Origin of the sequence: Malikia sp., assembly GCF_028687635.1 — a bacterium.
GTDB lineage: Bacteria > Pseudomonadota > Gammaproteobacteria > Burkholderiales > Burkholderiaceae_C > Malikia.
In genome coordinates, this window is sequence record NZ_JAQTZS010000013.1 from 80,078 (window position 1) to 87,158 (window position 7,081).

At 63.1% G+C, this 7,081-nt stretch carries 8 protein-coding genes; 6 read left to right on the forward strand and 2 right to left on the reverse strand.

Going from position 1 to position 7,081, the window contains the following annotated elements; all coding sequences use genetic code 11:
* Nucleotides 1–167 precede the first annotated feature (167 nt).
* Together PHR85_RS09770 and PHR85_RS09775 are read left to right on the forward strand one after the other, a co-directional pair.
* On the forward strand, nucleotides 168–1,121 hold the full coding sequence (locus PHR85_RS09770) for an AraC family transcriptional regulator (protein ID WP_300053643.1): 954 nt from the start codon (nucleotides 168–170) through the stop codon (nucleotides 1,119–1,121).
* Nucleotides 1,122–1,168: 47 nt separating this feature from the next.
* Nucleotides 1,169–1,330 carry a hypothetical protein gene (locus tag PHR85_RS09775; protein ID WP_300053646.1) on the forward strand — a complete coding sequence of 54 codons (162 nt, stop codon included), beginning with the start codon at nucleotides 1,169–1,171 and terminating at the stop codon, nucleotides 1,328–1,330.
* A 33-nt stretch (nucleotides 1,331–1,363) separates the two neighbouring features.
* Here PHR85_RS09775 and PHR85_RS09780 read toward each other — a convergent pair whose 3' ends face one another.
* On the reverse strand, nucleotides 1,364–2,611 hold the full coding sequence (locus PHR85_RS09780; RefSeq protein WP_300053648.1) for a transposase: 1,248 nt from the start codon (nucleotides 2,609–2,611) through the stop codon (nucleotides 1,364–1,366).
* A 106-nt stretch (nucleotides 2,612–2,717) separates the two neighbouring features.
* On the opposite strand from PHR85_RS09780, the gene PHR85_RS09785 reads away from it, so the two are divergent.
* Together PHR85_RS09785 and PHR85_RS09790 are read left to right on the forward strand one after the other, a co-directional pair.
* Complete coding sequence (locus PHR85_RS09785) at nucleotides 2,718–3,071, forward strand: hypothetical protein (protein ID WP_300053651.1); 354 nt, start codon at nucleotides 2,718–2,720, stop codon at nucleotides 3,069–3,071.
* Nucleotides 3,072–3,145: 74 nt separating this feature from the next.
* Complete coding sequence (locus tag PHR85_RS09790; protein ID WP_300053654.1) at nucleotides 3,146–3,538, forward strand: GFA family protein; 393 nt, start codon at nucleotides 3,146–3,148, stop codon at nucleotides 3,536–3,538.
* A 369-nt stretch (nucleotides 3,539–3,907) separates the two neighbouring features.
* On the opposite strand, the gene PHR85_RS09795 is transcribed toward PHR85_RS09790, so the two are convergent.
* Complete coding sequence (locus PHR85_RS09795) at nucleotides 3,908–4,978, reverse strand: IS110 family transposase (protein WP_300053657.1); 1,071 nt, start codon at nucleotides 4,976–4,978, stop codon at nucleotides 3,908–3,910.
* Nucleotides 4,979–5,461: 483 nt separating this feature from the next.
* On the opposite strand from PHR85_RS09795, the gene PHR85_RS09800 reads away from it, so the two are divergent.
* Nucleotides 5,462–6,295, forward strand: coding sequence for a hypothetical protein (locus tag PHR85_RS09800; RefSeq protein ID WP_300053660.1), 834 nt, complete (start codon nucleotides 5,462–5,464; stop codon nucleotides 6,293–6,295).
* A 229-nt stretch (nucleotides 6,296–6,524) separates the two neighbouring features.
* Nucleotides 6,525–6,968: a hypothetical protein gene (locus PHR85_RS09805; protein ID WP_300053662.1), complete on the forward strand. Its 444-nt coding sequence runs from the start codon at nucleotides 6,525–6,527 to the stop codon at nucleotides 6,966–6,968.
* Nucleotides 6,969–7,081 lie beyond the last annotated feature (113 nt).

Sequence of the window (7,081 nt, forward strand, 5' to 3'; positions counted from 1 at the left end):
CATGCGGAAAACTTCTCTCAGCCTCGCCCTGCCCGGTGCGATCCCTGAGCCTTGAAGCCGGCATATTCATTTTTGACATATGCAAAGTACAAAAGAATTCTTCCTTCTTATAACGACCCTCCCTATGATCGCGACCTTTACCTCAGGCTGCTGCCGCAACGCCCACCATGTCCACCCGCCAGGATCGCCTGATTCAATGGCTGCTCGGCAGCCTGGACCTGCAAACCACCTTGTTCCACCTGGGGCAGTACTGCGGTTCGTGGAAGGCGACGACCGCCGGCCTGGCTCAGGCGGGCTTTCACGTCATCCTGCATGGAGACTGCTGGCTGCATCTGACCGAGACCGGGCACCAGCAAGCCCTGCAGGCCGGGGACGCGGTCTTCTTTCTGCGCGACGTGCCGCATCTGCTCAGCCCGCACGAGGACCCGGAGGCCGCCGCCCAGGCCCCCCGCAAACCGATGGCGGCGATCGACCTGTCGGCCAGCTGCAACACGGCGCTGGCCTGTGGCTTCTTCGAGTTCCGCGCTCCGCTCAACCAGGTCTTCCTGGCGTCCCTGCCCGCTTACGTGATCGTCTCGCGTCAGCGGCAGGAGCTGCGGGAAATCCGCCCCCTGTTCGACCTGAACCTGACCGAGGTGCGCCAGGGTGCCGACCAGCCTTCGCCCTTGATCACGCGACTGGTGGATCTGATGTTCTTCTACGTGGTGCGGCATCTCTGCCAGCGCCAGGAGGTGCGGGAGGGCCTGTGGGCGGTGCTGGCGCGGCCCGAATTCGCCCCCTTGCTGGAGGCCATCGTTCAGCAGCCCGGCCGCGACTGGAGCGTGGAGAGCATGGCCGAGCTGACCCATATGTCGCGCACCAAGTTCTTCAAGTTGTTCGCGCAGGCCGCCGGCACCTCGCCCAGCCATTTCCTGGCCCAGATCCGCATGCAGCTGGCGTCCCAGTGGATAGGCGAAGGCATGCCGCTTGCGCGCGCGGCGGAGAAGGTCGGCTACCAGTCGGATGCGGCGTTTTCCCGCGCCTTCAAGAAGATCACCGGCACCCTGCCGGGGGCGCTCCGGCGCGCCGCCGGCAACGGTACGTTCGAGCAAGAGAACGGGACTTTCAAACCTGGATCGTGAATGGGGGGCCAGCCAGAATCCACGGGTATTTTTGAATCGGAGTTTTCATGTCCCGCCTGACCATCCAGACCCCCGAAACCGCCCCCGAGGCCAGCAAGCCCTACCTCGAAGCCTCCCAGGCCAGGAACGGCTTCATCCCCAACCTGATGGGGGTGCTGGCCAATGCACCGACCGCCGTCGAGATGTACTTGACTTCCTCCCCTGCCTAAAGGCAGGGGATTTCTACCGGGTGGGTGCGCGCGCTAGGCATGTACCCACCCCTCGGTGGGTTCCTGCTTCTTCGCGGCTGCACGCTTCGCCCTCGCGGGCTTGGCGCGGCTGACTTCCGCTCCACAGGCTGCGGTCCCGCAGGACCAGACCGCCAGTCCGGCGGCCAGGATGTTCTTCGCGGCGTTCGTGTCCGCGTTGTCGGCATGGCCGCAGGCCACGCACTCAAAGCCTGCCTGCGTCGTCCGGTTGTCGGCCGAGACATGGCCGCACTGGCTGCATCGCTGGCTGGTGTAGGCCGGGTTCACCGGAACCACCGTGCCGCCTCGGGCCGCGCATTTGTATTCGAGCTGGCGGCGGAACTCGGCCCAACCCTGATCGAGGATCGCACGGTTCAGGCCTGCTTTCTGGCGCACCCGCCTACCTGGCGCATCAGCCGTGCCAGCGGCGCTGGCCGACATCGCCGCGACCCTCAGGTCCTCGATGGCGATGACGGGGTGTGCATCGGCCAGCCGGGTGCTGAGCTTGTGGAGCCAGTCGCTGCGCTGCGCGGCGATGCGCGCGTGGATGCAGCTGAGCCGCTCCACCGCCTTGCGGCGATTGCGCGAGCCCTTGACCTTGCGTGAGACGGCGCGCTGGTAGCGCTTGAGGCGGCGTTGCTGGCACTCCAGCGCCTTGAGCGGCTGAATCCTCTGATCGTCGCTGGTCGCCGCGAACAGTGCCACGCCCAGATCGATGCCCAGCGTCGGCGCCAGATCGGCGGCCGGCAACACGTCGGGCAGCTCCACCTGCAGCGACACGAACCAATGGCCGCGCTCGCGGGTGACGGTGGCGTTGCGCGGTTTGCCGACCACGGGCTGCGACAGGCGCAGGCGCTGCCAACCCAGCTTGGGCAGCTTCACTCGGGCGTTGACTGGGTCCAGCGCGAACTGCTTCGGATCGGGGAAGCGCAAGCCCGGCTCCTGCCCGCGACGCTTGAACTTCGGGTAGCCACCCTGGCCCGCGAAGAAGCGCTGGTAGGCGGCTTCGAGCCGGCGCAGCGTCTGCTGCAGCGGATGGATCGGGGCTTCGGCCAGCCACTGGGTCGCGGGCGAGTGCCGCCATTCGGTGAGCCATTTGCACATGGCCGCGTGCCCGGCGAACTTCTCGCCCGCCTCGCGCCGGCGCTGCTGCTCGGCGATCGCGGCATTCCACACCCAGCGGCACGAGCCGGCAAACCGGCGCAGGGCGCGCTCGGTGCCGGGCTTGACCCGAAGCTGGAAACGAAAAGCCTTGATCGACATGGGCGGATTATCGTGGCAGCCAAGTGGTCTGTGCAGTGAGTCATGTGGCCCGCTGCGCGGGCCGGCGCTCTTGACCTCCCCCTGAAGGGGGAGGCTTGCCGCGCTATTGGTCAACAGCATCGTCCAGGCCCAGACCTGGACCCAGGACAACCGCGCCGCGACGGCACGCCTGCTGGCCAAGGACGGTCCGAACCGCTACACCCCGCACAGCGTGGAAACCCTGCTGCGGGTGCTGGAGCCCAGCGCCGACCAGGCCAGGCAATACCCGGCCAGCGGTGCGATCCGCCATCCGGAGTGGAAGGAGGAGCGCATCGACTTCCAGCCCTACCCTTTCCCCAGCTACACCGAGAAGATGGTCGAGCTGCTCAAGCTCACGAAGGTGGAAGGCGACGGCGCCTTCATCGCGTCCCTCGATCCCAAGAAGGGGTCGCCTCAGAAAACGGAAAAAATCGTACGTTAAGCCTCTGGCGCGAGAATCTGATCCGTACTTTAAATTCCGTTTTCTGAGGCGCCCTCTATGAGCGAATGTCCACCATGACGCATCTGGTTGCATCCTGCAGCTGCGGACAACTTCGTGCCACCGTCACTCACACGCCGGTGCGGGTTTCGGTTTGCCACTGTCGTGCCTGCCAGCGCAGGACGGGCAGTGCGTTCGGGGTGCAGGCCCGCTTTGAAAGAGGGAGTGTCCACATCCAAGGTCAAGGCACCGAGTTCGTTCGGACCGGCGACTCTGGTCGCCGAATCACCTTCACGTTCTGTCCCCACTGTGGCGCCACCTTGCACTACACATTGGAAGGACTTGAAGACTTCGTTGGCATCCCGGTCGGAGCCTTTGCTGACCGTTCCTTCATCCCGCCCGCGACGGTGCTCTACGAGGAACATGCGCATCCCTGGGTCGAGTTGCAGCTGCCGCCCGCCTCCTCTTGAGAGGGGCGTTTTTCGAGGGGTCGCTTTAGGGAGTCGTCTCAGAATTCGGAAAAAATCTACAGGGACTTCCCACGTAGTCAAGTGCGGTAGGCGTGGTTCTCCTTGAAGACGATTTCCTGGCGACTGACGCGAACCGAGCGGCATGAAACGAGGAACAGACTGCACATCTACAGCCGGGCTTGTTGCACTTGGTGCTGCCCCAGATACGAACCGCTCAGCAGGGCTCCATTCAGTCGGCGTGACATCAATGACTGACTCACTTTGGGTCTATCGAGATTGCCTGCTGCCGGTCTGACCTGTTCAATGCATCTTCGATTTCACGTCTGGCAAGGAAATGGACTTCGTGGCGGACGTTGCCGTCCTGGCCGGTTACGCTGCCGCCGGCATGGCTGCAGTTGGAAGAACGCTGACATGATGGGCGTCATAGCGCTTGTTTCCAGTCATGACTGCCCAGAGAATCCGCGCGTTCTTGTTGGCGAGCGCCACGGCAGCCTTCTGCCAGCCGCAGCGCTTACGCAGTCGCTGAGCCCACTGCGAGATGGGGTCGTCGTTGTGCTTGCCGGTCAACACGGCAGCTTTGGCCCCCTGTATCAGCAGGGTACGCAAGTAGTTGTTGCCGCGCTTGGTGATGCTGCCCAGGCTGGTCTTGCCGCCGCTGGAGTTCTGTTTTGGCGTCAGACCCAGCCAGGCGCCGAACTGGGCGCCGTTCTTGAACTGCTTGAAGTCACCGACCGTGGCCACGACGGCTGACGCGGTGATGAGACCGACCCCCTTGAGCTCGGCGGCTCGCTGGACCTGCTCGTCGTCCTTCTGATGGGCGGCAATGCGCTCGTCGCACCACTGGATATGCGTTTCGAGTTCTCGCCAGTGCTCCTGGGCTCTTTGCAGCACCAGGCGTGCCATGCCGGCGATGTCGTTGCTGGCATCCTCGAGAATCTCGCTGAGATGCTGCCGCAGGATGGCGGGTTTCTGGGGTAGAACCACTCCGAACTCGGTCAGCAGACCACGGATGCGGTTCATGCAGGCCGTGCGTTCCTCCTTGAGGGCTTCGCGCAGACGGTGCACGCACAGCATGCCTTGCTGGGCCAGCGTCTTCGGCGGAACGAAGTTCATGTGCGGTCGTGAAGCTGCCTCGCAGACGGCTGCCGCATCATTGGCGTCGTTCTTGCCGCTCTTGCCCTGGATCCGGTACGGCGCGACGAACTGCGCCGGAATCATGCGGGCATCCAGGCCGCGTTCGCGTAGCTGGCGACACCAGTGGTGGGCGCCGCTGCAAGCCTCCATCGCCACGAGGCAGCCCGCGGGCAGATCGGCACACCAGGCCAGGAACTTCTCGCGCTTGAGCGTCCGGTTCGTGATCACCTTGCCAGCGGCATCGACCGCGTGGACCTGAATCAGGTTCTTGGCCAAATCCACGCCGACTCGTGTAACGTTGCTCATGGGACTTCTCCTTCCACTGGGGTTGAGATTGACTTCCAACACGCCAATCTTGGCACTCGATGCCGTAGCCCGGAAGTGGGAAGTCCCTTCGTATTCGTACGCTAAGCCGTGCGACCCGCTGGCAAGGTCTGGTGTGATGCTGGTGGTGTCAGGCTGAGGCACACCTCAGCTTGGCGTCAGACCGGACAGGCAAAAACCGTCAGAGTAGGGTTGATTTCTGAATTTCTTGACGCCCCAGGTCCGGCGTCTATGGCCTCAACCTGACACCCTTGGCGTACGATTTTTTCCGAATTCTGAAGCGACCCAAGATTGCGGTCTTGTGATAGGATTAAATTGCTTGACGCAGCACCCCCATCCGCCTTGGAACGCAGCCCTTCGCGCTGCAGCGTATCAACCTCATCAAAGCCATTGGTCGCCCTGACAGGAACCTCTGATGCCCATGATTGGTAGCGGATGCAGATCGCGGGCTCAAGGAGTTACCTGATGTCTGCACATACACCTGTGGCGGGAAAAACACCTCCCTCACCGCCTCGCCTCAAGCGCCTTGCCTATCTGCTTCGCAAGGAAAAGCCTGACCTTTCCCATCTAGATGCCTTGGACATGCTCGCGCGTGAGCACGGATGGCCGAACTACAAGGCATATGAGAAAGCTTGGAAGGCCGACCGCGCCAGTGCCTACCGTGCACAGGGCTTTGCGATCACTCTGAGTGCGCGCTGGGCCGACACGCGCACTCGCACTCATGGCGTCGAAATCGCCCAGGTCATGCTTTCTGCGCCGTGGTGGACGTTTTTGAGCTTGGAGCAAAGGCGCTCGCTGGTGGCCGTTTCCCGGTTTCGGATCGAGGGCAAAGACCGAGCCAAGCTGGTGTCCTCGACGAGATTCGACAACGTGGAAAATGCACGGCACTACGCTGGTAAGGCTGCCCGAGTTTTGGCCTTCGTCGATGCACTGCGTGTCGTGCCTGCCAAGCCGCAAGCAGCTTACAGATGGCTTGGCGTGGATTTCTCGGACAGGAGATGCCCGGCTCTGGATCACGAGCGGGCGTGGTTCGACCCTTCGACAGGGAAATTTTTCCTCACCAACGAGCCCTACCTAAACGCTCTAACCCTTAAAACACAGAAGCAGCAAGCGTGGCTCCAGAACCAGGAGCTGCAGACGCTCACGCTGCATGCGATCTCCATCCACAACCCTCCTCAAAGCGTCCTGCAATTCATCACCAAGAAGGCCGATTCGCCGATGCTGGACGCGCGCTTGACGGCACGCTGTGAGCGCCTACAGCAAGCGCTCGCGGCAGTCGATGGCATGACGCCTAGTTGAGGTGTGCCTCAAACAGACGCCGAGCGACCTCACAGCCGGATCCAGACGCTCGCAGTTCACTAACGTACGATTTTTTTCCGAATTCTGAAGCGATCCCAAGAAGACCGCCAGGGACCTGGTGGACGATCGCTTCGTCAAGCAGGCGCTCAAGCAGGTCGGTGGCTTGAAAACCTTCGGTTTCCCCGAGTCGTTCGGGCGCACTGAAATCCTTGGCGCATAAGTTTTCCCGATGAGTCTTTCAGCAAAATCCCCGGGAGCGGCGGGCCGCCTTGCCCTCGGCATGGCGGGCCTCGCGGTCTTGTTGGCCGCCTGGTGGGCCGGCACCTTCTGGCTGCAAGCCCGGGTCCCGCTGGCGGCCTCGCTGGCGCCCGACCGAACCTTTGTCAGCCTCCACCAGCTGCTGCTCGGCAACGAGCTGACCCTGCATATCCTGGTGAGCCTGCGCCGCGTCCTGGTCGGCCTGCTGATCGCGCTGGCGATCGGGGTGCCGCTCGGGCTGGCGATCGGTGCCTCGCGGCCCATCGCGGCGTCGACCGGCATGGCCTTCCAGTTCCTGCGCATGATCTCGCCGCTGTCCTGGATGCCGATCGCCGTCATGGTGCTCGGCGTGGGCGATGCGCCGATCTACTTCCTGCTCGCCTTTGCCGCGGTCTGGCCCATCGTAAGCGCGTGAACAACTACGCCCTGGCGCCGGTGGCCGAGGTTTGACAGGATTGCGTCCGCAACCAAGAACTGCGGACGCAACGATGACAGAAGATGATTTGAGCTTTCTCCCGCTGAAAGTCA